Annotated in this window: 20 protein-coding genes; 9 read left to right on the top strand and 11 right to left on the bottom strand. The window is 67.8% G+C overall.

All coding sequences use genetic code 11. From position 1 onward, the window contains the following. Both WAZ62_RS00180 and WAZ62_RS00175 read left to right on the top strand, forming a co-directional pair. A partial coding sequence (locus WAZ62_RS00180; RefSeq protein ID WP_422641508.1) for a L,D-transpeptidase family protein occupies positions 1-1,207 on the top strand: 1,207 nt, incomplete at its 5' end. 293 nt (positions 1,208-1,500) lie between these two features. Further along, a complete protein-coding gene (locus tag WAZ62_RS00175; protein ID WP_422641507.1) occupies positions 1,501-2,169 on the top strand; it encodes a DUF882 domain-containing protein in 669 nt (222 codons plus the stop codon). A gap of 31 nt (positions 2,170-2,200) precedes the next feature. Here the strand turns inward: WAZ62_RS00175 and WAZ62_RS00170 are convergent, their stop codons facing one another. Next, entirely contained in the window at positions 2,201-2,971 is a 771-nt protein-coding gene (locus tag WAZ62_RS00170; RefSeq protein WP_422641506.1) for a dienelactone hydrolase family protein, read from the bottom strand. Positions 2,972-3,378: 407 nt separating this feature from the next. Between WAZ62_RS00170 and WAZ62_RS00165 the strand changes: the two genes are divergently transcribed. Beyond that, positions 3,379-5,550, top strand: coding sequence for a phosphocholine-specific phospholipase C (locus WAZ62_RS00165; RefSeq protein WP_422641505.1), 2,172 nt, complete (start codon positions 3,379-3,381; stop codon positions 5,548-5,550). 52 nt (positions 5,551-5,602) lie between these two features. Here the strand turns inward: WAZ62_RS00165 and mepA are convergent, their stop codons facing one another. Genes mepA through WAZ62_RS00150 form a run of 3 tightly spaced genes read right to left on the bottom strand, consistent with a single transcriptional unit; the run spans position 5,603 to position 9,041 of the window. After that, positions 5,603-6,442, bottom strand: a complete 840-nt coding sequence (gene mepA / locus WAZ62_RS00160; protein WP_422641504.1) for a penicillin-insensitive murein endopeptidase — start codon at positions 6,440-6,442, stop codon at positions 5,603-5,605. A gap of 5 nt (positions 6,443-6,447) precedes the next feature. Further along, the gene (locus tag WAZ62_RS00155; RefSeq protein WP_422641503.1) at positions 6,448-7,926 is read right to left on the bottom strand and encodes a RimK family protein; all 1,479 of its coding nucleotides are present in this window, start codon (positions 7,924-7,926) and stop codon (positions 6,448-6,450) included. A 17-nt stretch (positions 7,927-7,943) separates the two neighbouring features. Continuing rightward, positions 7,944-9,041 carry a peptidase C39 family protein gene (locus WAZ62_RS00150; protein WP_422641502.1) on the bottom strand — a complete coding sequence of 366 codons (1,098 nt, stop codon included), beginning with the start codon at positions 9,039-9,041 and terminating at the stop codon, positions 7,944-7,946. Between the two features lie 138 nt (positions 9,042-9,179). On the opposite strand from WAZ62_RS00150, the gene WAZ62_RS00145 reads away from it, so the two are divergent. The 4 genes from WAZ62_RS00145 (at position 9,180) to WAZ62_RS00130 (ending at position 14,542) form a co-directional block, all read left to right on the top strand. Then, entirely contained in the window at positions 9,180-10,406 is a 1,227-nt protein-coding gene (locus WAZ62_RS00145) for an MFS transporter (RefSeq protein ID WP_422641501.1), read from the top strand. 59 nt (positions 10,407-10,465) lie between these two features. Then, complete coding sequence (locus tag WAZ62_RS00140; RefSeq protein ID WP_422641500.1) at positions 10,466-11,989, top strand: WS/DGAT/MGAT family O-acyltransferase; 1,524 nt, start codon at positions 10,466-10,468, stop codon at positions 11,987-11,989. A gap of 113 nt (positions 11,990-12,102) precedes the next feature. Next, entirely contained in the window at positions 12,103-13,287 is a 1,185-nt protein-coding gene (locus WAZ62_RS00135) for an acyl-CoA dehydrogenase family protein (RefSeq protein ID WP_422641499.1), read from the top strand. A 43-nt stretch (positions 13,288-13,330) separates the two neighbouring features. Further along, positions 13,331-14,542: a DUF3047 domain-containing protein gene (locus tag WAZ62_RS00130; protein WP_422641498.1), complete on the top strand. Its 1,212-nt coding sequence runs from the start codon at positions 13,331-13,333 to the stop codon at positions 14,540-14,542. Here the strand turns inward: WAZ62_RS00130 and WAZ62_RS00125 are convergent, their stop codons facing one another. The 4 genes from WAZ62_RS00125 to WAZ62_RS00110 form a co-directional block, all read right to left on the bottom strand. Continuing rightward, positions 14,543-16,339: a hybrid sensor histidine kinase/response regulator gene (locus tag WAZ62_RS00125; protein WP_422641497.1), complete on the bottom strand. Its 1,797-nt coding sequence runs from the start codon at positions 16,337-16,339 to the stop codon at positions 14,543-14,545. It abuts the gene before it with no gap. 6 nt (positions 16,340-16,345) lie between these two features. Next, positions 16,346-17,524 carry an EAL domain-containing protein gene (locus WAZ62_RS00120; protein ID WP_422641496.1) on the bottom strand — a complete coding sequence of 393 codons (1,179 nt, stop codon included), beginning with the start codon at positions 17,522-17,524 and terminating at the stop codon, positions 16,346-16,348. Between the two features lie 141 nt (positions 17,525-17,665). Then, positions 17,666-18,301 (bottom strand): OmpA family protein, encoded by a 636-nt coding sequence (locus WAZ62_RS00115; protein WP_422641495.1) that lies wholly within the window; start codon positions 18,299-18,301, stop codon positions 17,666-17,668. Positions 18,302-18,455: 154 nt separating this feature from the next. Further along, positions 18,456-18,770, bottom strand: coding sequence for an SCP2 sterol-binding domain-containing protein (locus WAZ62_RS00110; RefSeq protein WP_422641494.1), 315 nt, complete (start codon positions 18,768-18,770; stop codon positions 18,456-18,458). A gap of 128 nt (positions 18,771-18,898) precedes the next feature. On the opposite strand from WAZ62_RS00110, the gene WAZ62_RS00105 reads away from it, so the two are divergent. Together WAZ62_RS00105 and WAZ62_RS00100 are read left to right on the top strand one after the other, a co-directional pair. Beyond that, positions 18,899-19,297 carry a Zn-ribbon domain-containing OB-fold protein gene (locus tag WAZ62_RS00105; RefSeq protein ID WP_422641493.1) on the top strand — a complete coding sequence of 133 codons (399 nt, stop codon included), beginning with the start codon at positions 18,899-18,901 and terminating at the stop codon, positions 19,295-19,297. Beyond that, entirely contained in the window at positions 19,294-20,451 is a 1,158-nt protein-coding gene (locus WAZ62_RS00100) for a thiolase (RefSeq protein ID WP_422641492.1), read from the top strand. The genes WAZ62_RS00105 and WAZ62_RS00100 overlap by 4 nt, the downstream gene beginning before the upstream one ends. 35 nt (positions 20,452-20,486) lie before the next feature. On the opposite strand, the gene cysK is transcribed toward WAZ62_RS00100, so the two are convergent. The 3 genes from cysK to WAZ62_RS00085 all read right to left on the bottom strand — a co-directional run. Beyond that, on the bottom strand, positions 20,487-21,446 hold the full coding sequence (cysK, locus tag WAZ62_RS00095) for a cysteine synthase A (RefSeq protein WP_422641491.1): 960 nt from the start codon (positions 21,444-21,446) through the stop codon (positions 20,487-20,489). Positions 21,447-21,471: 25 nt separating this feature from the next. Next, positions 21,472-21,936, bottom strand: coding sequence for an RrF2 family transcriptional regulator (locus WAZ62_RS00090; protein ID WP_422641490.1), 465 nt, complete (start codon positions 21,934-21,936; stop codon positions 21,472-21,474). Further along, the coding region (locus WAZ62_RS00085; protein WP_422641489.1) for a phosphopantothenoylcysteine decarboxylase at positions 21,936-22,421 on the bottom strand (486 nt) is incomplete at its 5' end. The genes WAZ62_RS00090 and WAZ62_RS00085, both read right to left, overlap by 1 nt.

Here is a 22,421-nt window from a genome sequence, read left to right as displayed (position 1 = left end):
GCGCCTGCCGGTCGACATGCGCGAGGTCGGCGCGCCGGTCGATGGCGCCATGCTGGCCGCCGTCGTTTCCGCCTCGGCGGATCCCGTCGCCGCGCTGATGGCGATCGGGCCGGGGGACCCGGGCTATCTCGCGCTGAAGGCGCTGCTGGCCGATTACCGCGCGATCGCGGCCGCGGGCGGCTGGGCCGCCGTGCCGTCCGACGGTCCGAAGATCGAACCCGGCGCCTATGACGGCCGTATCCCGGCGATCCGTGCCCGTCTCGCGGCGACCGATGGCGCCATGGCCGACAGCGCGCAGCCCAATCACTACGACGCCGGCCTCGAGACGGCGGTGAAGCGCTTCCAGACCCGCCACGGCCTGAAGAGCGACGGCGTCATCGGCAAGCAGACCCTCGAGCATTTGGCCAAGCCGGTCGAATACCGCATCCGCCAGATCCTGGTGAACATGGAGCGCAAGCGCCAGCGGTTGGACGATCTCGGCCCCAACCGGATCATCGTCAATATTCCCGAATTCACCCTGCGCTACTGGGAAGACGGCGTGATCGCCTTCGAGACCCCGGTCGTCATCGGCCGGCAGGAGCGCAAGACCCCCCTGCTGCAGAGCAAGGTCACCAATGTCGTCCTCAATCCGCCGTGGAGCGTGCCCGCGCGCAACGCCGGCGAGGACATCGTGCGCAAGCAGATCAACGATCCGAATTATCTGATCGATCACGGCTATACCGTCTATTTCAACGGCGAGCCGATCGATCCGACGACGGTGGACTGGACCCAGGTGCCGCGCAGCCGCTCGATCCCCTATCGCCTGCGCCAGGCGCCGGGCGACGGCAATTCGCTCGGCCGGCTGAAGATCAACTTCAAGAACGATTACGCCGTCTATCTGCACGACACGCCCGACAAGCATCTGTTTACCCGCGATTACCGGGCCCTGTCGTCGGGCTGCGTGCGGGTGCGCGATCCGCTGGCGCTGGGCGCCCGGCTGCTGCGCGACGTCCCCGGCTGGAGCCGGGAGCGCATGGACACGACCCTCGCCAGCTCGACCTCGACGATCTTCGTCACGGTGAAGCATGACATTGGCGTGCGCCTGACCTATGTCACCGCCTGGGTCGATGGCGACGGCACGGTCCAGTTCCGCCAGGATCTCTACGGCATCGATTCCCGAATCGACAAGGGCCTCGGTCGCCCCGTGATGGTGGCTAGCGGGTTGTGACAACCATCGGTCCGGCGGGCCTCCCATGGGGGGCGCCGCCGGATTCAACCCCCCGATCGGGTGTGGCGGAAATGCCCCGCATGGGGAGAAATTTCGCATCCAAAACGAAGACAAGTTGACCGTATCGGGGTTGCCACAGGAGCCGCGGTGAGTAATCTCATGCCGTCAACGCATGGCAGCGTTGATTCGAGCAGGGATACCAGAGCGTCGGGCAAGACGCTGGAACCTAAGGGCAATCCGGCCGCGGGCAGGGGCAAAAATGCTCCGCGGTGGCGTAACGAAGGGTGCGAGAGATGGCGTTCGAGCGACTGTTCCGCCGCGTAGGTGCGAATGCGTTTACCTCTCAGGTTCCTTCCGTCGAAGCCTGCCCCGCCAATCCCCCCGATACCGTCACCAGCCGCCGCGGCTTCCTGAGCGCCGGCCTTGGCCTCGCCGCCGCCGCGATCGCCACCGGCGCGGTGATGACGCCGGGTGACGTTCTCGCCGCCGTGGGCGGCCCCCGCCGGCTTTCGCTTCGCAACATGAACACCGGCGAGAAGTTCAGCAGCGTCTATTGGCGCGACGGCTATTACGTCCAGGACTCGCTGCAGAAGCTGAACATCCTGTTGCGCGATCACCGGGCCAATGAAGTGCACCGCATCGATCCGCAGCTCTTCGACCTGTTGTCCGCCATGGGTCAGCGCATGAGCCTCGGCGGTTCGGAAATCCAGATCGTCTCGGCCTATCGCGCACCCCGCACCAATGCGATGCGCGCCGCCGAAAGCCGCGGCGTCGCCCAGAATTCCTTCCATATCCAGGGCATGGCCCTCGATATCCGCCTGCCGGGCCGCGACCTGAAGGGCATCTTCAACACCGCGGTTTCCATGGGGGAGGGCGGCGTCGGTTTCTATCGCCGTTCGGGCTTCGTCCATGTCGATACCGGCCCGGTGCGCACCTGGGGCGCCAAGAAGACCCGCGCCTGAGGGTGAACGGCCCGCCCTCCGGCGGGTCCTTTCATACGGTCTGACCTGAACCCATCACGAAATCGGCGGCGCTCATGAACAGCGCCGGTGGCGCGCGGACATGTTCGCCCGGTATTTCGTCGAACAGATGGGCGATGCCCTCGGCGTCGAGCAGGCGGCGCGCCGCCTCCATGCCGCCCGCCCGGGCCGAGGATTCATCGGCGCCCCGCAGCAATGCGAAGCGATAGCCCCGGAACGACAGGACCGACAGGCCGCCGCCATCGCGCCAGCCGCAGCGGCTGCCCATGACGATCGCGCCGCAATAGGCAGCCGGGCTCGCCAGCGACAGCGCCCAGGCAAGATCGCCGCCCAGCGAAAAACCCGCAAGACCGATCCGGCCGGGATCGAGGCCGAAGCGTGCGGTCTGCACCGCGACCGTCGCCGCCACCCGGTCGCGCCATTCGTCGACGGTCGCGGCGAACCGCTCCCCGCTCGCATAGTCGGACGAGGATGAGGAACCGGCCGGCAGCAGGGCGACGAAGCCGCCATGCGCGGCGTGCGCCTCGGCGTAATAGCGGTAGAGATCGGGGGCCGTGCCATCGGTCGCCGGCAGGAAAACGACCGCGGGCCAGGGGCCGCCGGCATCATGCCCGGGCGGCAGCACCACCCGTGTGCCGTCGTCCTGCAGCAGCCCGAAGTCACGCCGACGGGACATCAGGCCCGGCGGCGGAGCCGTGGCGCAGGCGGCGAGTCCCAGGGTGCAGGCGCCCGCCAGCAGGGCGCGCCGCGACGGCCGGGGGGAAGTCTCGATACGACCGGGCATCTCGGGCCTCTGGTGAATCGCAAGGCCTCATCATGCCGGAAATCGGACCACCTGGCCAGATCCCGCCAGGGATCGTTCGTCGCGCGATCGCAAGGGTTGCGCGACGGGAAGCGCCCTGCCCGCTGTCTTGAATATTTCCGAAAAGCGCGGTCGTTCTGAAATGTCCATGCAATAAAGCGCGACCACCATCCGCCCCGCGAAACAGGAGCGGCGAGGGGCCCGGTGCCACCGCCGAGGTGGCGGAAGGGCCCGCCGTCGCCCCGTTTCCGACCGGCCCCGCGACGGGGCTGCCGTGGCACCGCTTGAGGTGCGCTCGACATTGGCGCGGACCGTGTCGGCCGGGGGGCAATTCCGGCTGACCGGTCGCGTCGCCTTCAGTTGTGTAATCAGGAAGGGGATGAGTGATCATGACCGATAGTAACAGGCGAGATTTCTTGAAAAGTGTCGGCGCCGTCGCCGGCATGGCTTCCGCGATGTCGGCCTTCCCGGCCGTCATCCGCGAGGCGCTGGCGATTCCCGCCAACAACGCCACCAAGTCGATCAACGACGTCGAGCATGTGGTCATCCTGATGCAGGAGAACCGCTCGTTCGACCATTACTTCGGCACCATGCCGGGCGTGCGCGGCTTCGGCGACCGCTTCGGCATTCCGCTGCCGGACGGCCGCAACGTGTTCCAGCAGTCGAACGGCACGCGCATCGTTACGCCGTACCACCTCGACCAGACCAAGGGCAACGCCCAGCGCGTCAGCGGCACGCCGCACAGCTGGTCCAACGCCCAGGACGCCTGGAACAATGGCCGCATGGATCAGTGGCCGCGCTTCAAGCGCGACTGGTCCATGGGCCATTACGAAGAGGCCGAGCTGGATTTCCAGTACGCCCTCGCCAATGCCTTCACGGTTTGCGACTCCTACCACTGCGCCCTGCACGGTGGCACCAATCCGAACCGTCTGTTCCTGTGGACCGGCACCAACGGCCCGACCGGCGCCGGTGTCGCTTCCGTGACCAACGAATGGGACAGCCTTGGCCCGTCCACCGAAGGCTTCACCTGGAAGACCTATCCCGAACGCCTGCAGGAAGCCGGTGTGACCTGGAAGGTCTACCAGAACATGCCGGACAACTACACCGACAACTCCCTCCTCGGCTTCCGGGCTTACCGCAAGGCGAACGAAGATGTCGGCAATGAATCCGACGGCTCGCCCTACCTGCCGTACCGGGTCAACCACGAGAACCGCAATCCGCTCTACAAGGGCTGCGGCAACACCATGCCGAAGGGCGGTCTGCTCGAGGAATTCGCCGCGGACATCAAGGCCGGCCGCCTGCCGCAGGTGACCTGGATCGTCGCGCCGCCGACCTACAGCGAGCATCCCGGCCCGTCCAGCCCGGTGCAGGGGGCCTGGTACATCCAGGAAGCGCTGAATGCCCTGATCGCCTATCCGGACGTCTGGAGCAAGACCGCCCTCATCGTCAATTTCGACGAGAATGACGGCTTCTTCGACCATGCGCCCCCGCCCTGCGTTTTCTCGATGAACGCGGACGGCACGCCGGCCGGCGCGACGACCGTGAAGGCCTCGGAACTCGGTGTCGAACGCTTCACCCATCCGCATCCCGAAGGCACCACGGGTCAGCCGACCCCGGACGGCCGCACCTATGGCCCCGGCCCGCGCGTTCCCTGCTATGTCGTCTCGCCGTGGAGCAAGGGCGGCTGGGTGAATTCGGAAATGTTCGACCACACCTCGGTCCTGCGTTTCCTCGAAACCCGCTTTGGCGTCGCCGAAAGCAACATCAGCAGCTATCGCCGTGCCTTCGTCGGTGACCTGACCTCGGCCTTCAACTTCCTGACGCCGAATGCCGAGATCCCGGCGCTGCCGCAGCGCTCCAAGATCGCGGCGGACGCCATCCGGGCCGAGCAGGAACAGCGGGCCCAGGTGCCGATCCCGGCCGAAAGCGAGCAGTCGATCCCGGTGCAGCCGGCCGGCATCCGCCTGTCGCGCGCACTGCCCTACGAACTCGACGTCGACGCCAAGACCGACGCGACCACGGTTCGCCTCCGCTTCCGCAATTCGGGCAAGGCGGGCGCGGTGTTCCACGTCTATGACAAGCTGCATCTCGACAGCGTGCCGCGCCGTTATTCGGTCGAGGCGGGCAAGCATCTGGCCGGCGAATGGAACATCGCCGCCGATGCCGGCAAGTATGACCTGTGGGTCCTCGGGCCCAACGGTTTCCATCGTCACTATGTCGGCGATGTGAACGAGGCGGGCAAGCCGGGCCGCGCGATCCCCGAAGTCGATCTGAGCTACGACATCGGTGATCAGCGTCTGAACATCACCCTGTCCAACACGGGTACGCGCAGCTGCATGCTGAAGATCCGCGCCAATGCCTATGAAACCTTCGCGACCACCCTGCGTCTCGAAGCTGGCCAGAAGGTGACCCTGCGGCGCGAGCTGAAGGATCAGGATAACTGGTACGATTACACCGTGATCGACCATGACGAGGTCGGCTTCACCCGCCGCTTCGCCGGCCGGCTGGAAACCGGCGCCGACAGCGTGTCGGATCCGGCCTTCGGCATGCTGCCGGTCTGATCCCGTAGCAACAAACAGGATGCCCCCGGCTTCGGCCGGGGGCATCGCCTTTTCAGGGGGTGTTCAGCACCGCGTCGCAGGCCGCCGGCAGTTGCGGGATCTTGGGCGGCGGTGGCTTTGGCGCGTTGGGGTCGGGCGGCGGCGGGGGCCTGAACCAGGCGTCCAGCGTCTCGTCGCAGCCATCGCCCGGCGGCACGCCGTCCTGATCCTCGCAGGCCGGACTATCGGCAGGGCAGCGCAGGCGGACATGGAAATGCTCGTCATGGCCGGCCCAGGGGCGGATCTTGTTCAGCCAGGCCCGGTTGCCCGCCGGCAGCGTGTCGCACAGCTGTTTCTTCAGGCGGAAATTGACGAAGACGCGGGCGACATCCGCGTCCCGCGCGGCCAGTCGCAACAGGCTGACCTGCGCGGCGGCGAAGCGGCCGCCATCGACCGAAAGGCCGCCCGGCCGCAGCATCGAGGGCGGGTCCTTCAGCGCTTCCCGCGCGCTCGCCGCCATCGGCCCCAGGGTGAACAGGATATCGACGTCGACCCCCATCTGGTGGCTGCGATGGCCGGTCGCCATCGGCCCGCCGCGCGGCTGCGACATGTCGCCGATCAGCACGGGGCGCTTCAGCGTGGCCGCGACCTCGCCGCCGAAACGGGTGATGAAACGGGTCAGCTCGGGGTTGCCCCAGAAGCGGTTGCGCCAGCGCCGCAGCACCTGAAACCCCTCGCCCTCGGCCGGCAGGGCGACGGCACCGGCGATACAGCCGCGCGCCGGCCCGCCGATCGAACGGGCGGGACCCGGTGCCGGCGTCTCGACATGGGCCCAGGGCGTGTCATAGCGGGTCTGGGCTACGGCCGGGCTCGCGGCGAGGCCGATGAGCAGGGCCGCCACGAGACGCCGCATGGTGGTCAGGCCGCCTGACGGCGCAGGTCGATCCGGCGCTGGAAGGAGCGCAGCACGCGGCGGTACAGCTCGTCCTTCAGCATCGCATCCTCGATGCCGTAATCGATGTTCGGATTGTCGTTGATCTCGATGACGTGAACGCCGTCGGCGTTCTGCTTCAGGTCGACGCCATAAAGCCCGTCGCCGATCAGATTGGCCGCCTTCAGGGCCGTCTCGATCACGTCCCTCGGCGCCTCGTCGATCGCCCAGGCGCGGGCCGCGCCTGACGAGAAACCGCCGCCGGCCTCGTGTTTCACGATCTGCCAATGGGCCTTGGACATGAAATACTGGCACACGAACAGGGGCTGGCGATCGATGATGCCGACTCGCCAGTCGTATTCCGTGAACATGAATTCCTGGGCCAGCACCATCTGGCTCTCGCGGAACATGTCTTTGAGGATGGCGGCGAGTTCGTCGGCGTTGTTCGCCTTCTTCACGCCCCGGCTGAACGAGCCATCGGGGATCTTGAGGACGACGGGATAGTTGAACTCCTTCTCGATCTCGTCGACGCGGTTCCGGGCGAAGATCATCGTGTGCGGCGCCTTGATGCCATTGCCGCGCAGCAATTCGGCCAGATAGACCTTGTTGCCGCAGCGCAGGATCGAGGTCGGATCGTCGATCACCGGCATCCCTTCCGCCTCCGCCCGCTTGGCGAAGCGGAAGGTGTGATGCGGGATCGAGGTCGTCTCGCGGATGAACAGGGCGTCGAACTGCGGCAGGCGGGCGAAGTCCTTCTTGGTGATCAGTTCGACATCCATGCCCATCTCGGCGCCGACGCGGACGAATTTGGCCAGCGCCTTGGCGTCGCTGGGCGGCAGATTGTCGTCCGGGTCGTGCAGGATGGCGAGATCGTAGCGCGGCACCGCCTTCATGCGCGGCTTCACCCAGCGCTTCTGGGTATAGGCTTCGAGGGCGGCGAGGAACAGCCCGTCCAGTTCGGCCGGCACGTCCTTGGGCGAGAGGGCGTGGATCTTCGCGATATGGCGCTTGCCCTTCTCGTCGGTCGCGATCTCGAGGCGGAGGAGGGGGGCGCGGAAGCGGTCGAACAGGGCCTCGGCCAGATCCTCGAAATCGCCGTGCTCGGTCTTGCCGAAGAAGACGTGGAGAACCGCAGGAACCTCGGTCGTCACGCCCACATGCTTCAGGCAACGCCGCAGGTGCTGGTCGAGCTCGGCGAGGGCCCCCTTGTAGATCGCCCGCTGGTCGAGCTCGAGGATGGTCGAGACCGTGGGGATCACCCGGTCGCGCCGCGCCTCGGCCAGCAGCGAGCAGTAATAGCCGACCGAGAGATAGTCGAAGTCGCGGCACAGATTGACGACCTTGGCCCCGCGCAGCTTCAGCTCTTCGGCGTGGTCGAGGTAGTCGATGACCGTGATCACCCTCTGGCCCGGATCGTCCCAGCGGAAATCGCTGCGCTTCTCGACGACGATGGCATGGGCAGGCATCAGTTAATCTCCGGGGTTCAGGTCGGGCCGCGCCGGCCCTTGACGATGACCGCGGCCTTCTGCTGGCCGCGGCCGAAACGGGCCATGCGCTCGAAAGCCGGACGGGCGATCGGCATACGGATGGAATCACCGCGCGAACGATCATCGTAGATCGTCGGGTCGTTCACATAGACGAAATGCTCGTCGATGTCCGAGATGGCGACCCAATGGGGCTGCTTCTGCCCCGCGAGGGCCCAGGTCGAAATCAGCACGATCGGCACCTCGCCCTTCGTCACGCGCTCGACCAGGGCGGACAGGCCGAGGGCGCCGTGCGTGACAGGAATGCCGGCGGCGTCGACCTGTTCCGCCATGTCGTCATGGACGAGGCGGACCACCGATTTTTTCTCTTCGCCGCGCACGGAATCGATCAGCAGGGCGCCTTCGTCATTGACGAACAGCTCGACCTCGAAGCCCCGGCGCCAGGCGGCGAGGGCAAGGCCATGGGGGCCGCAGCCGCCGTGGCCGGCGGTCATGAAGATGGTCGTCGCCTCGCGCCACAGGCGCAACTCTTCCCGCCGGTCGAAGATCGCGGTCTCGTCCAGCGCCTTCATCGCCATCATCAGGGCCGATGGGCCGCAGGTGAAATCCAGGGTCTGGGCGTAATAGGGCAGGCGGCGGGCATGGGGCGCCGGGGCGGCGGCCAGCGACCGTTCCATGCGGATCGCGGTGGCGCCATCCTCGTAATAGGCGGCGTGGCTGCCGAACTGGCGAAAGCCCGCGCCTTCGTAAAGCCGGCGGGCGGCGGCATTGTCTTCCCGCACCTCGAGGCGAAGCACGGCGCAATCCCGTGCCCGTGCCGCTTCGATCGCGGCTTCCAGCAGGGGGCGGGACAGACCCTTGCCCCGGGCTTCCGGCGCGAGGGCGAGGGAATAGAGCCGGGCGATCCAGGTGCCTTCGTGGAACAGCAGGCTGGCATAGCCCAGCAGGGCGCCCGCCTCTTCCGCGACCAGGGTCACGGCGTGAGCCTTGGTCAGAAGGTGGCGAAAGCTGCGCTGGGACAGCCGGTCGCCCGAAAAGGCCCTCGCCTCGATGTCGAGGAGGGCGGGCAGATCGGCTTTGGTGGCCTGACGGATCATGCCCCTTGTTGGATCACGGAACGCCGGGGGCTTCAAGGCCGGCCATGACGGGCCGCCGCATTCCAGACGTGCGGCGAACGCGACTTGCGGGCCATCCGGCCAAACCGCAGTATCGACACGTAGAAAAATGGGGTCTTCATGCTGCGCTCGCTGGCTGCCGTCGCCGCCGTCCTGTTCGGAATCGCCTTCGTTTCCGCCAGCACCGGGCTGGTGTCGACCACGGTCGGCATCCGCATGGGGCTCGATTCGGTGCCGACGACCCTGGTCTCGATCGTGTTGACGGGCTATCCGCTCGGCTTCCTCGTCGGCTGTCTCTATGGCCGGCAGCTGATCGGGGCGATCGGGCCGGTGCGGGCCTTCGCCGCCTTCGGCGGCCTCGCCACCACGACGGCGCTCGGCCTCGCCCTGACCGATGATCCTTACATCTGGACCGTGCTGCGGGCGGCGGGCGGCTTCTGCGCCGCCGGTCTCTACACCGTGACCGAAAGCTGGCTGAACGCCCGCGCCACCATGGCGACAAGGGGCGCCGTGCTCGCCGCCTATATGATCACCGACAAGATCGCCTATGCTGGCGGCCAGGCCCTGGTCGCTTCGGCCGATCCGATGTCGCCGGTGCTGTTCATGATCGCCGGCATCCTGTTTGCGCTCTGCCTCGTGCCCGTCGCCATGACCCGATCGGCGGCGCCGGTGGTGTCTTCCACCACGCGCTATGGCCTGATGCGGCTGATCAGGGTCTCGCCGGTCGGCATCGTCGCCACCATCGCCTGCGGCGCCGCCAACAGCGCGGTGTCCATGGCCGGGCCGACCTATGCCTCGGCGATCGGTCTCGATCCGGCGCAGATCGCCCTGTTCATGACCCTGCTGTTCCTCGGCGGGTTGACGCTGCAATGGCCGATCGGCTGGGCTTCCGATCATTTCGACCGGCGCACGGTGCTTTTGTTCGCCATGATCGCGACCATGGCCGCCGCCATCGCCATGGCCCTCGTCGGTCGATCGGCCGAGGCGCTCTATGTCCTCGGCTTCATCTTCGGCGGGGCCGCCTTCGTCATCTATCCGCTCGCCGTCGGCCATGCCAACGACTATATCGAACCCGATCAGGTGGTTGGCGTCTCGGCCGGCCTTCTGATGTGCTGGGCCATCGGGGCGGTGATCGGGCCGCCGGTCGGCAGCCAGATCATGGGTCTGGTCGGGCCCTATGGCCTCTATGTCTTCGTCGCGGCGATCTATGCCGTCGCCGCCGTCTTCACCCTTTACCGGATGCAGGTCCGGCCTTCGCTGCCCATGAACCGGCAGGGCCCCTTCGTGCCGGTCCCGACGACACCGGCGGCCGAGCCGCTGAATCCCCGGTCTTCAATCACCGATTGATCGGCGGGAGGAACACCGCTACCCCTTGAGGAATGCCGATACGGCGCGGGGGAGAGAGCATGGAGCGGTTGAGCGGCCTTGATGCGTCCTTTCTGTATCTCGAGACGCCGACCAATCACATGCATGTGGGCGGGCTGCTGATCCTCGAGCTGCCGGAAGGCGACAAGGGCCCCATCTTCGACGCGGTGAAGGCGCTGGTCGCCAGCCGCCTGCATCTGGCGCGGGCCTATCGCCGCCGCCTGCAGTTCGTGCCCCTCGACATCGATCATCCCTTATGGATCGAGGACGCGGATTTCGATCTCGATTTCCACATGCGCCATATCGCCGTGCCGCCGCCGGGCACCAACGCCGACCTGATGGAACTGGTCGCGCGGCTGCATTCCCGCCCGCTCGACCGCTCGCGGCCCTTATGGGAATTCTATGTCATCGAGGGGCTGGCCGGGGGCAAGGTCGCGGTCTACACCAAGATCCACCATTGCTGCATCGATGGCGTCTCGGGCGCCGAACTCATGGTCTCCCTGCTCGATTTCGGGCCGGAGCCGCGTAATGTCCCGCCGCCGGAACAGCCCTGGGTGCCCGACCGCTCGCCCAACGACATCGAGGTGCTGGCGCGGGCGGCGATTCACGGCGTCGTCCAGCCGGTCTCCATGCTGCGCCGCCTGCCGAAACTCGCCGGCACCTTGCTGAATGTCGGCCGCCGGGCGCTGGAGCCGGGCGCCCATCTGCCGCCCGCGCCGTTCCAGGCGCCGCGCACGCCCTTCAACCGGGCGCTCACGCCGCATCGTCGTCTCGCCGTGCGCAGCCTGCCGCTGGCCGACATCAAGGCGGTGAAGAATCTGCTGGGCTGCACGGTGAACGACGTCGTCCTCGCCATCTGCGCCGGGACCCTGCGCCGCTATCTCGACGAACAGGGCGAATTGCCCGAGCGGCCGCTGGTCGCCATGTGCCCGATCTCGGTGCGCGGCGCGGCCGACAAGGGCGACACGGGCAACCGGGTCTCGGCCATGCTGGTCTCCCTCGCGACCGATATCGACGACGAGATCGAGCGTATCGCCGCGATCCGCGAGTCGACCCAGGGCGCCAAGGAGTCTTACAAGGCGATGCCGGCCGACATGCTGCGCGACTGGTCGCTGTTCGCGGCGCCCCTCGTCGCCGCGCGGGCGGCCCGGCTCTATTCCCGCTTCAAGATCGCCGACTATCACCGGCCGGTGTTCAACGTCGTCATTTCCAATGTGCCGGGGCCGGGCTTCCCGCTCTATCTCGCCGGGGCGAAACTGCTGCATACCTATCCGGTGTCGATCCCGGCGGATGGCGTCGGCGTCAACATCACGGTGCAGTCCTATACCGACAATATCGATATCGGCATCATCGTCGACCGCGAGGCGGTGCCCGATGTCGAGCATATGGCCGACCTCATGGCGCGATCCCTCGCCGCGCTGAAGCAGGCGGCGGAAGCCCGCGAAACCGTGGCCGAAGAGCGGGCGGCGGCCGTCGCGGCCCGTCCGGCACCGGCCCTCGGCGCCGGCAGAATCAAGGGCACGGTCGAGGAAATCGCGGGCGGCGCGCGCAAGAAGGCGTCGTAAAGTCAGTCGGACGCGGCGTTTCCGAAGGCGGGCTTGAGCGCGCCCGCCGCCTCCGCCAGAATGGCCCCAACGACAAACGCGCGGCCCCGGCCGACGCGACGGGGAGAGAGACCATGGACCTGCGCTTCAGTAAAGCGGACGAAGCCTTTCGCGCCGAAGTCCGCGCCTTCCTGCGCGACAATCTGACCGATGACTTGCGCGCCGCCGGGCGCGCCGCCGCCAGCGCCTTTTCCGAGAAGGAATGGAACATCGGCTGGCTGAAGGTGCTGAACGCCAAAGGCTGGGCGGCGCCGCACTGGCCGGTCGAACATGGCGGCACCGGCTGGAGCGTGACCCAGCGCTATATCTTCGACACCGAATGCGCCCTGGCGCAGACGCCGAACCTCTCGCCCATGGGGCTGAAGATGGTCTCGCCGGTGATCATGGCCTTCGGCCGCCCGGACCAGAAGGCCTTCTACCTGCCCCGCATCCTCGCCGGCGAGGACTACTGGTGCCAGGGCTATTCCGAGCCGGGCTCGGGCTCCGACCTCGCCTCGCTGAAATGCCGGGCGGTCAGTGATGGCGACGATTACATCATCGACGGCACCAAGATCTGGACCACCCAGGCCCATTTCGCCAACCGCATGTTCGCGCTGGTCCGCACCGACACTTCGGGCAAGCCGCAGGAAGGCATCACCTTCATCCTGATCGACATGGCGACGCCCGGCATCACCATCCAGCCGATCATCACGCTGGCCGGCGATCACGAGGTGAACCAGGTCTTCTTCGACGGCGTCCGCGTGCCCAAGGCCAATCGCATCGGCGCCGAGGGCGAGGGCTGGACCATCGCCAAATATCTCCTGGTGCACGAGCGCAGCAGCAGCTACGGCGCGGGCGTCCGCGTCTCGCTGAAGCGCGTGCGCGAGGTCGCCGCCGCGACCGGCGCCCTCGACGACCACGCCTTCCGGATGCGCCTCGCCGAGGCGGGCGTCGCCCTCGAAGCCCTGACCATGACCGAGCACCGGGTCATGGCGGCGATCAGCCAGGGCGCGATGATGGCCGCCGAATCCTCCATGCTGAAGACGCAGGGCACCGAGCTGATGCAGCGGGTGAACGAGCTGGGTCTCGAGGCGCTGCAACATGCCGTGATGCCCTACGAGCATCGCTGGATCCGGCCCGGCGCCAACGATGCCCCCCTCGGCCCGCAGGAAGCGCCGGTGATGATCGCGCAATATCTGAACAATCGGGCGATGTCGATCTATGCCGGGGCGAACGAGGTTCAGCGCAACATCATGTCGAAACTCGTCCTCGGCCTTTAGTACCATTGGCCGGTGGCAACCGGTCCTGTCACATAGGCGCATCATGACCGAAGCTCCCCAGAGCCTGCCGCGGGCCTATACGCCGGCCAAGACGACCGAACTCGGCATCGCCGGGCGCCTCGCCCTGCGCAAGCTCGGCAAGAGCCTGAGGGGGCAGCTCGACCCCGAGCCGGATATCGAGGGCTTTCGCCGCCATTTCTCGGCGGTGCTGAAGAAACTGCCGCAGGGCACGCTGGTCGACGCCCGCCTCGTGGAACTGCCGGCGACCCGCGCGCCCTGGACCGCCACGGGCATCAGGCTCGACGCCGGGGACAAGGTCACGACCTTTGCCGTCGGCCGCACCCATCTGGCGAAACCCCTCGATATCTGGGTGGCGCCGCCGTTCCAGATGTGGCTGAGGATCGGCGCCGGGCCGGTGTTTCGCGGCACGCGGGCCAGCCATTCCCAGGTGGTCGGCGGGGCGGGCGGCGAATTGTCGCTGGCCAGCTATTTCCCCGGCGAATGGTCGACGCCGGAAGGCCGTCTCGGCACCGATCCCGCCGACTACGCCAAGGTCTCGGGCACCATGCTGGTCGCCGTGCTGGTCTGGGCCGTGCCGATCGAGGACGGGTTGAGGCAGCTGCTCGCCCTTGGCGATCACCAGGGTCTCGTCGCGGGCGAGCTCGACCGTCTGGCCAATGGCCGGCGGGTGCCGGACGGCTGGAAACACCTGTGGTTCCTCGGCGACAGCGAGACCTTCTTCCGCTGCGAGATCGCAGGGAAAGAGCGGGCGATCGCCTGCCACACCACGCGTGACGTCGCCATCCTGCAGCATGACGTGGACGTGCCGCTGTCGCCGGGCCTTCGCCTCGAATGGAGCTGGAAGGTCGATCGTCTGCCGACCAGCTTCCGCGAGGACTCGCTGCCCAGCCACGACTACATGTCGATCGCGGTCGAATACGACAATGGCCAGGATCTGACCTATTACTGGTCGGCGGCGCTGCCGGTCGGCACGGTCTACCGCTGCCCGCTGCCGACCTGGAAGACGCGCGAGACCCATGTCGTGCTGCGCAGCGGCCGGGAAGGCCTCGGCCAGTGGCAGCGCGAATCCCGGGATATCGATGCCGATTACGCGGGCGCCATCGGCGGCGCCCAGCCGGCGCGGGTCCGGCGCGTCTGGCTCATCGCCAACAGCCTGTTCGGCCGGGGCGAGGGGCAGGCGGTTTTCGCCGACATGGTGCTGGTCTCGGGCGACACGCGCATTCCGGTCGGCTGATCAGGCGGCGTTGACGGCGCGGTTGAGGGCGGCGATCAGATCGTCGGTCGAGGCTGGCTTGCGGCAGAATTCGACGGTCGAGGCGGCGCCGATCAGCCCTTCGGCCTCGAGCAGGGCGGGGTCGGCGTTGGCCGACCACAGCACGATGGGCAGGCGGCTGCCCGCGTGGCGGAGCCGGCGAATCATTTCCGAGCCCCGCATGACCGGCATGGATTCATCGGTCAGCAGGATATCGATCTCGCCCGGATGCCGGTCGAGGTGATCCAGCGCTTCCTTGCCGTCATGCGCGGCATGGACGGTGAAACCATGCCGCCCCAGCGCCTCGGCCAGGGCTTCGCGCAGCATGTCATCGTCCTCGGCGATGAGGACGCGGAGCTTGGGTCGGGTCATGGCCGTGGCGGACGCGGCCGGCGAGGGCTGGACGCCGATGGCCAACAGGGGCAGGTGAAGGTCGAAACGAGTCCCCGCGCCCGGCTTGCTGGCCAGGACGATCTCGCCGCCGCAGCCCGCCATGATCGAGTGCACGGCGGCAAGGCCGAGGCCGGTTCCGGCACCCGCGACCTTGGTGGTGAAGAACGGCTCGAAGATCCGCACCATCTGCTCTTCCGCGATGCCGTCGCCATTGTCCTCGACGCGGACACAGGCATAGGCGGTGGCGGGCCGGCGCTGGCCGATGCGGACATGAGCCCAGCCCTCGGGCAGGGGGGCCTCGCCGGTGGCGAGCCGGATCGAGCCCTCGCGCTCGCCCAGCGCATCGCGGGCGTTCACCCCGAGGTTCATCAGAACCTGCATCAACTGGTCGGACGACAGGCCGACGGTCAGTCCAGGCGTGGTGCCCGCGGATGACAGGGTGATCGATGGCGGCATCGCTCCCGACAGAAGGCCGACCGCCTCTTCCACGGCGGTGCCGAGGTCGCAACTGTCGGTACTGTCCCGGGCCGGGCGTCCGAAGCCGAGGATGCGCTCGACCAGGGTGCGGCCGCGCTTGGTGGCCGTCAGGATCTGCCCGGCGAAGCGCCGCCCCGGCGAGGTTTCCGGGGCATCGTCGCGCAGGATTTCGGCATAGCCCTGGATCGAGGCCAGGACATTGTTGAAGTCATGGGCGAAGCCCGAGGTCAGGCGGCCGACCGCCTCCATCTTCTGGGCGACCAGCAATTGTTCCTCGAGGCGCCGACGCGACCGCTCGTCCGCCCGGATGCCCGTCATGTCGCGGGCGATGCAGAGAATGCCGCCATCGTCGAGCAGGGTCAGGCTGACTTCCTGTTCGACCGGGGCACCGGCGGGCGTCGTGGCGACGGCGGCGCCGCGCCAGTGCCGGTCGCGCTTCAGGTCCGGCATGATGTCCCGTCGCAGCCGCTCGCGTTCCGCCCCGGCATAGACATCGGTCCAGTGCATTTCGGTCGCGGCATCCTGCGACTCGATGCCGAACATCTTCAGATGGGCCTTGTTCATCAGGGTGAAGCGGCCTTCGGGATCGGTCAGGGCGATGCCGTCGCTGGTCTCGCTGATGGCGAGGTTGAGCCGCATCGCCTGCAGTCGCGCCGCCGTGGCCTCGCCTTTCAGCTCATTCGCGCGCCACAGCTGGGTGAGGGCGACGGCGATGACCGCGAGGCCGAGGGCGAACATGCCGCCGAGCAGCAGGGCGAGGGGAAGCGGCTCCATCACATGGCCGGACAGGCCCACCCGGGTGACGATGAAGATGGCGGCGAGGACGTAGAGCGCGGCCAGCGCGCCGAGGCCGCGTCTGAGGCGCGGCCGGTTCACGCGATCGTCGTCGGGCGGGCGGGGCAGCCGCATGGGGCGTCAGTCGGGAGGTCGCAGCCGGCTCGCGAAGCGCTCGGCATCCATGGCGCCGCCGAACAGATAGCCCTGTCCGCGATCGCAGCCGATGTCGCGCAGCGCCGCCGCCGTCGCCTCGGTTTCGACCCCCTCGGCGATACAGGCGAGGCTGAGATTATGGGCGAGATCGACGATCGCCTTCACGATGATCATGGCGCCGGCGTCGGTGGTCATGCGCTTGACGAAGGACTGGTCGATCTTCAGTTCGGAAAAGGGCATGGCGTGAAGCACCACCAGCGAGGAAAAGCCGGTGCCGAAGTCATCGATCGACAGATCGAAGCCCTTGATCCGAAGCCAGGTCAGGGCGCGCAGGGCGCTGGCCGAATCGCCCATGGCGGTCTGTTCCGTGATCTCGAAACGGATCAGGCCGGGGGCGACCTTGCCGTCCCCCAGAATGGCGGCGGCGCGCGGGCCGAAATCGGGATCGGTCGCGACGCTGGCTTCGAGGTTGATCGAGATCGGGCAGGGCGTCAGCCCGGCGTCGAGCCAGCGGCGCAGGGTCGCCACCGTCTCCCGCAGCATGGCCTCCGTGAATTCGTGCCACAGGTTCTCGTTCGCGATCATGGGCAGCAGGCGACCGGCGCCGTTGACGGTGCCATCCGGCTGGACCCAGCGGGCCAGGGCCTCGGCCGCGACGATGGCGCCGCTGGCCAGATCGACCACCGGCTGGAAGAACGGTCGGATACGGCCCGACGCCAGCAGGGTGCGGATCTCGGAGACATCGTCCGGCCGCTGGTCGCCGATCGCCTGGACGATGGCGGCGGACAGTTCGGCCAGCGAAAAGGGTTTGCGGAACACGGCGGGCAAGGCCAGCCCCAGGGCTTCGGCGTGACGCCGCGCCGCCGCGATGACCCGGTCGTCGAAGCCGCTGATCAGGAAAACCGGCCCCTTGAAGCCCTTGTCGGCCAGAAGTTCGGCGGCCTGCAAACCGTCCTGGCTGCCGAGGTTCAGGTCGATCACGACCGCCGCGGGATCGGCACTGGCGCAGCAGCAGACGGCAAGCTCGTTGACCGAACTGAAGGTCTCGACCCGGAAGCCGTCCCGCTCGAGGCGGACGCGCAGAAGCTCCGACAGGTCGGCATCGTCGTCGACGACGAGGACCAGATCGCCGGTGGCGCGCGCGCGTGCCTCGGTTGTGCTCATTGCAACGGCCCTGTCGCTGCCGGGGTGGGCGAATCACCCCCGTTCACGGCGCTTCACGCCGCAAGAGAGATGGAAAGCGACTATAAACGCCATGCGGGGGTGGACGGCAACCAATAGCCGACCGCCCCCGCATGGCGAAGATCAGCCGGTGTAAGGGCGGATCAGGACTTCGACGCGGCGGTTCTGCTGGCGGCCGAAGTCGGTGCTGTTGTCGGCGACCGGCTGGGTCTCGCCCAGGCCATAGGCGTTCAGGCGCTGGGTGACGACGCCGCGCGACATGAAATAGGAGGCGACGGCCGAAGCCCGGCGCTCCGACAGTTGCTGGTTCATCTGGTCCGAGCCGACATTGTCGGTATGGCCGACGACATCGATCAGCGACTGCGGATATTGCTGCAGCACGCCGGCCACCTGGTCGAGCGGGCCATAGAACTGCGGCTGGATCTCGGACGAGCCGGTGCGGAAGGTGACGCCGCCCGGCATGATCAGGCGGATGCTGTCGCCGACGCGCTGCACCTCGACGCCGGTCCCCGCCATCTTCTCGCGCAGCTGCTTTTCCTGCTGGTCCATGTAGTAGCCGACGGAGCCACCGGCGAGGGCGCCGATGCCGGCGCCGATCAGGGCGCCTTGGCCCCGGTTGCCGGCGACCGCCGCGCCGATGCCCGCGCCAAGCAGGGCGCCGATACCGGCCCCCGCGCCGGTGTTGGAGATCCGGCCATCCTCGGCGCAGCCGGCGACCAGGCCGCCCGCCAGGGCAAGAACCAATGCGTGCTTCAACATCCGATGCTTCCTCTCAAGCTGCTTCCGCCCCCCGAGGTCAGTGCCACGCCATTCTAGGCGTTACCGCATGGGGTTGCCAGTGGGGGCCGCGTGATCTTCGTCACAGGGATCAGGAACTCGCGGCTATAACGCCGGTGACGGGGCGCCAGTTCCGCTATTTTCGCCCCAGGATGGCGCCCAGCTTCATGGCGATGGCCAATTTGCCCTCGACCCTCAGGCGTCCCATCATGAAGGCGGTGGTGCCGTCCAGGCGGCCCTCGGTCATCGCCGCGAAGTCGGCGAGGCTGACCTTGAGCGTGCAATCGGCCGGCAGATCCTCGGCGCTGACCTTGTGGGGCGATGTCCTGCCGTCGATGAAGACGACGCCAGCCCCGTTGAAATCGAGTTTCAGGGTGGCGTCGAGGGCGATATCCGGCCCCAGCCGCCGCGAGACTTCGGATCGTATCTGCTCGACACGGTCTTCATGCATTTCATGTTCCCCCCGGAATCCCGGTCAGGATAGGGCCTTGGCAAGCGCGCGTCACCCTCGGGGACTCGTGACCGGCTTGCCGCCTGATGATGTGCTGGCTAGGGTGCCGGAAAAGCGGACGGGGAGAGATGATGGAGATCAAGGTGACGGCGACGGGGCCAGGGCCCGAGCGTCTGTGGCGGGAGGCGCTGGCGGCCGGCCGGTTGACCCTGCCCTTCTGCGATGCCTGCGGCCGGGCGCATTTCTTCCCCCGCGTGCTCTGCCCCCATTGCGGTGCCGGCGACATCACCTTCCGTGAGGTCAGCGGCCGCGGCACGGTCCATTCGACGACGGTGCTGCGCCGGAAGCCGGCCGAGGGCGGCGATCTCAACATCGCCCTCGTCGATTTCGCCGAGGGCGGCCGCATGATGTCCCGGGTCGACGGCCTGCCGCCGGCCGAGGTGCGCATCGGCCTCGCGGTCACCGCCCGCATCCTCGTCGAGGACGGCGCGCCGATCGTGGTCTTCGTTCCCGGGGAGGCGGCATGATGGCGGTCCATCGTCTGCGCGGCTCGGCCGCGATCGTCGGCGCCGGTCAGGCCGGTATCGGCGAAGCCCCGGGCCGCAGTCCTTTCGATCTGATCGGCGACGCGACGCGCGCGGCCCTCGATGACTGCGGGCTGAAGCTGTCGGATATCGACGGCGTGTTTTCCGCGACCATGATCAATTCGATGCCGGCGATTTCGGTCGCCGAATATCTCGGTCTCCGGCCCAGGGTGACCGAGGGGACCAATACCGGCGGCTCCTCCTTCCTCGCCCATATGCAATGGGCGGCGCTCGCCCTCGACGCCGGCCTGTGCGAGGTCGCGCTGATCACCTATGGCTCCAACCAGCGCACCGGGGCGGGCAAATTCGTCACCACCTCGGAAACCGTGGCCTGGGAAGCGCCCTACAAGCCGCGCTATCCGGTCTCGGCCTATGCCCTGGCGGCGGCCCGCCACATGCATGAATTCGGCACGACGCGGGCGCAGCTGGCCGAGGTCGCGGTGGCGGCCCGGACCTGGGCCAATCTCAATCCGGAAGCCTTCGCCCGGGGGCCGCTCTCGATCGAGGATGTGCTGGCGGCCCGGATGCTGTCCGATCCCCTGACCGTGAAGGATTGCTGCCTCGTGACCGATGGCGCCGGCGCCATCATCATGACCCGGGCCGACCGGGCCAGGGATTTCCCCAAGGCCCCGGTCTACATGCTGGGGGTCGCGGCCGAGAACTGGCACCGCTGGGTCTCGTCCATGCCGGACCTGACCACCACCTCGGCCAGCCGCTCCGGTCCTCGGGCGATGGAAATGGCGGGGGTGTCCCACGCCGATCTCGATCTCGTGATGCTTTACGACGCCTTCACGATCACGCCGGTCCTGTTCCTCGAGGATCTCGGCTTCTGCCCCAAGGGCGAGGGCGGGCGTTTCGTCGCCGATGGCAAATTGCGCCATGGCGGCGGCTTCGCCCTCAACACCAATGGCGGCGGCCTGTCCTGCGTGCATCCCGGCATGTATGGGCTGTTCCTGCTGATCGAGGCGGTGCGCCAGCTGCGCGGCGAATGCGGCGCGCGCCAGCTCGATGCCCCGAAGACCGCCCTGTGCCATGGCAACGGCGGCCATTGGTCGTCGCAGGTGACGGCCATCCTGGGGCTGGAAGAGACGCTTTGAGGCGTCTCTTCCAGCGGAAGGCCCAGAGAGGTCTCTCAGAGCCCGTCGAACAGCGCGGTCGACAGGTAACGTTCGGCGAAGCTGGGGATGATCACGACGACGGTCTTGCCCGCCATCTCGGGCCGGGCCGCGACCTCGAGGGCGGCCGACAGCGCCGCGCCCGAGGAGATGCCGCAGGCGATGCCTTCGAGCCGGGCCGCCTGACGCGAGGTCTCGAAAGCGGTCTCGTTGCCGATGGTGATGATCTCGTCGAGCAGGGCGCGGTCGAGGATCGGCGGCACGAAGCCGGCGCCGATGCCCTGGATCTTGTGCGGGCCGGGCTGGCCGCCCGACAGCACCGGGCTGTCCTCGGGCTCGACCGCGATCATCTTCACCGAAGGCTTCAGCTTCTTCAGCGCGGTGCCGATGCCGGTGATCGTGCCGCCGGTGCCGACACCGGCGACGACTACGTCGACCTTGCCTTCGGTGTCGTTCCAGATTTCCTCGGCCGTCGTCACCCGGTGGATCGCCGGGTTGGCGGGGTTCGAGAATTGCTGCGGGATGACCGCGCCGGGGATTTCCTTCACCAGTTCCTCGGCCCGGTTGATCGCGCCGCGCATGCCCTTCTCGGGTGGCGTCAGCTCGAGTTCGGCACCAAGGAGGAGAAGCATCTTCCGCCGCTCGATCGACATGGACTCGGGCATGCACAGGATCAGCCGGTAGCCCTTGGCGGCGGCGACGAAGGCCAGCGCGATGCCGGTATTGCCCGAGGTCGGCTCGATCAGCGTGGCGCCGGGGGCGAGTTTGCCCGCTTCCTCCAGCGCCTCGATCATGGCGACGCCGATGCGATCCTTCACGCTCGACAGCGGATTGAAGAATTCGAGCTTGGCCAGGACCTCGGCCTTGGCCCCGGCCGCTTCCGTCATGCGGTGCAGGCGGACGAGCGGGGTCGAGCCGATGGTCTCGGTGATGTTGTCGTAGACGCGGCCGCGTCCGGGCTTTGCCGGCTGGGTCATTGTCATTTCCTCCCTGGGATTGGGCTCAGATCGAGAAATCCATGCGCTCGCGGCCCTCGGAATGGACCCCGGCGCCTTCGGCGCGGCGGCACAGGTCCTCGACCGTGATCGAATCGAGCTTGGCCATGATGGTGTCGTGCAATTCGGCCCACAGCGGCTGCACCACCTTCTTGCCGAGATCGGAGGTCATGGGCGCGCCCTCGCCATTGTCCTCCTCCTCGGCCGATTCGATGGCGCCGACGACCCGGATGATTTCGCCCACGGTGATGCGCCGACGCTCCCGCGCCAGGCGATAGCCGCCCTTGGGACCCCGCACGCCCTTCAGCACGCCGGCATGGACCAACTGCTGCATCACCTGTTCGAGGTAGCGCTGGGGGATGCCCTGGCGCCGCGTGATTTCCTTCGACTGCACCGGCTCGGGCCGGGCGTTGTAGGCGATGTCGACGACGGCCTCGAGGGCGAACAGCATTTTGCGCGAAAGGCGTAGCATCAGATGTTCCGTTCCTTCACGGTTTCGGCGATACGCCGCGCAAGGCGCGCCGCGACTTCGGTCTTGGGCAGCCGGGGCCAGCTCTCGACCCCTTCGGCGGTGACGATATGGATCGCGTTGTCGGACGCGCCCATGACGCCGCCCTCGGGACCATTGCCCACGTCGTTGGCGATGATCCAGTCGCAGCCCTTGCGGGCCAGCTTGGCTTTCGCGTGGTCGACCACCTTCTCGGTCTCGGCGGCGAAGCCGACGACGAGGGGCGGACGCCGCGCGCCCGATTTCGAGACGGTGGCGAGAATATCCGGGTTCTCGACGAAGGCGAGGGCCGGCACCTGGCCGCTGCCGTCCTTCTTGATCTTCTGGTCGGCCTCGCCCGCCACCCGCCAGTCCGCGACGGCGGCGGCGCAGACGACGATATCGGCCGGCAGGGCGGCGTCGACCGCGGCGGCCATCTGGCGCGCGGTCTCGACATGGCGGGTCTCGAC

This window comes from Zavarzinia sp. (assembly GCF_049306435.1).
Lineage (GTDB): Bacteria > Pseudomonadota > Alphaproteobacteria > Zavarziniales > Zavarziniaceae > Zavarzinia.
The sequence above is the reverse complement of the archived record's forward strand: the minus strand, read 5'-3'. Positions and strand labels throughout refer to the sequence as shown.

Bases quoted from the DNA above. Each gene is read 5' to 3' on its own strand.
- WAZ62_RS00105 (WP_422641493.1), top strand. From the start codon at position 18,899: ATGATGGAGATCAAGGTGACGGCGACGGGGCCAGGGCCCGAGCGTCTG.
- WAZ62_RS00130 (WP_422641498.1), top strand. From the start codon at position 13,331: ATGACCGAAGCTCCCCAGAGCCTGCCGCGGGCCTATACGCCGGCCAAG.
- WAZ62_RS00175 (WP_422641507.1), top strand. From the start codon at position 1,501: ATGGCGTTCGAGCGACTGTTCCGCCGCGTAGGTGCGAATGCGTTTACC.
- WAZ62_RS00145 (WP_422641501.1), top strand. From the start codon at position 9,180: ATGCTGCGCTCGCTGGCTGCCGTCGCCGCCGTCCTGTTCGGAATCGCC.
- WAZ62_RS00165 (WP_422641505.1), top strand. From the start codon at position 3,379: ATGACCGATAGTAACAGGCGAGATTTCTTGAAAAGTGTCGGCGCCGTC.
- WAZ62_RS00110 (WP_422641494.1), bottom strand. From the start codon at position 18,770: ATGCATGAAGACCGTGTCGAGCAGATACGATCCGAAGTCTCGCGGCGG.
- WAZ62_RS00155 (WP_422641503.1), bottom strand. From the start codon at position 7,926: ATGCCTGCCCATGCCATCGTCGTCGAGAAGCGCAGCGATTTCCGCTGG.
- WAZ62_RS00170 (WP_422641506.1), bottom strand. From the start codon at position 2,971: ATGCCCGGTCGTATCGAGACTTCCCCCCGGCCGTCGCGGCGCGCCCTG.
- cysK (WP_422641491.1), bottom strand. From the start codon at position 21,446: ATGACCCAGCCGGCAAAGCCCGGACGCGGCCGCGTCTACGACAACATC.
- mepA (WP_422641504.1), bottom strand. From the start codon at position 6,442: ATGCGGCGTCTCGTGGCGGCCCTGCTCATCGGCCTCGCCGCGAGCCCG.
- WAZ62_RS00100 (WP_422641492.1), top strand. From the start codon at position 19,294: ATGATGGCGGTCCATCGTCTGCGCGGCTCGGCCGCGATCGTCGGCGCC.
- WAZ62_RS00125 (WP_422641497.1), bottom strand. From the start codon at position 16,339: ATGCGGCTGCCCCGCCCGCCCGACGACGATCGCGTGAACCGGCCGCGC.
- WAZ62_RS00115 (WP_422641495.1), bottom strand. From the start codon at position 18,301: ATGTTGAAGCACGCATTGGTTCTTGCCCTGGCGGGCGGCCTGGTCGCC.
- WAZ62_RS00135 (WP_422641499.1), top strand. From the start codon at position 12,103: ATGGACCTGCGCTTCAGTAAAGCGGACGAAGCCTTTCGCGCCGAAGTC.
- WAZ62_RS00090 (WP_422641490.1), bottom strand. From the start codon at position 21,936: ATGCTACGCCTTTCGCGCAAAATGCTGTTCGCCCTCGAGGCCGTCGTC.
- WAZ62_RS00150 (WP_422641502.1), bottom strand. From the start codon at position 9,041: ATGATCCGTCAGGCCACCAAAGCCGATCTGCCCGCCCTCCTCGACATC.
- WAZ62_RS00120 (WP_422641496.1), bottom strand. From the start codon at position 17,524: ATGAGCACAACCGAGGCACGCGCGCGCGCCACCGGCGATCTGGTCCTC.
- WAZ62_RS00140 (WP_422641500.1), top strand. From the start codon at position 10,466: ATGGAGCGGTTGAGCGGCCTTGATGCGTCCTTTCTGTATCTCGAGACG.